Here is a 1,113-nt window from a genome sequence, read left to right as displayed (position 1 = left end):
CTTTCCAGCACCCATGGGCCCAATCAGGAAAATACTTGGTGTGTCTTCACTCATGCTTCCCGCATCACTTCCCGGCCACCGCATCCTTGATCAGGCGGGGAGTGATGAAGATCAGCAATTCCTGCTTGGTATTGTTATTGACGTCTTTGCGGAACAGACGACCAATCCAGGGCAGGTCACCCAGGAACGGCGTCTTCAGGGTAGCCTTGGTAACGTTCTCCTGGAAAATGCCGCCCAGAACAACTGTCTCTCCATCACCCACCAGAACCGCAGTTTCGATACGATTAGTATCAAGCAACGGAATCGTACCGCCAGCAGTGAAACCGCTAATCCGGTCGTTGTTCACCTTAATCTGCATAATTACTTTGCCTTCCGGCGTAATTGCAGGAGTTACTTCGAGACGCAACTCGGCATTAACAAATTCAACCGCAGTCGCGCCGCTTGAGGTTGCCTTCTGATAGCCAACCTGCTGACCAGATGCAATCAACGCCGGCTGCTGATCAGCAGTCAGAACCTTTGGAGTGGCTACCAACTCTGCACGGCCTTCCGAGTCCAGAGCGGACAGTTCGAGGTCAATAACCCCGGCATTCACATCCACCATACCGATTGAGAAGCGGCTCGCAGCATCATTCACCACGCCGAAGTCGACCACAGCATCCTGGGGGCGCTGGATCTCGTAGGTGAAGCTACCATCGTCTTCAGGGTCAGTAGCGCCCTCTGAGAAGTTGTAAATATTGTCATTTCTACCAGACAACACCAGGGTACGGCCATCACGACCCAAACGGCCTCCCTGATAAGCCACACCACCCCAGCGAACACCCATCTCTTTGGCTACGTCGGTGCTGGCAACTACCACCCGCGCCTCAATCAACACCTGCTGTACCGCAACGTCCAAGTAGGAAATGACTTCGCGAATTTCCTCCAGCTTGCGGTCGGTGTCCTGAATGATCAGCGTATTAGTGCGCTCATCAATAGCGATGGAACCACGGCTAGTCAGCAAAGAACCCTCCGCCTTGATCAGCTTCTCCAGATCTGCAGCGCGGGCATAGTTCACACGGACATACTCGGTACGCAGCGGCGCCAGCGCCTCAATTTTCTTCTGACTTTCCAGCT

Annotated in this window: 1 protein-coding gene; it reads right to left on the bottom strand. The window is 53.9% G+C overall.

Annotated features, from left to right (window positions below):
• Nucleotides 1-64: 64 nt before the first annotated feature.
• Nucleotides 65-1,113: type IV pilus secretin PilQ (gene pilQ / locus J1C54_RS16835; protein ID WP_229150014.1), on the bottom strand; the 1,049-nt coding region annotated here is incomplete at its 5' end.

Origin of the sequence: Alcanivorax sp. 1008 (genome assembly GCF_020667895.1) — a bacterium.
Lineage (GTDB): Bacteria > Pseudomonadota > Gammaproteobacteria > Pseudomonadales > Alcanivoracaceae > PGZG01.
Note: the sequence above shows the minus strand (reverse complement) of the source record. Positions and strands in the feature narration are given on the sequence as shown.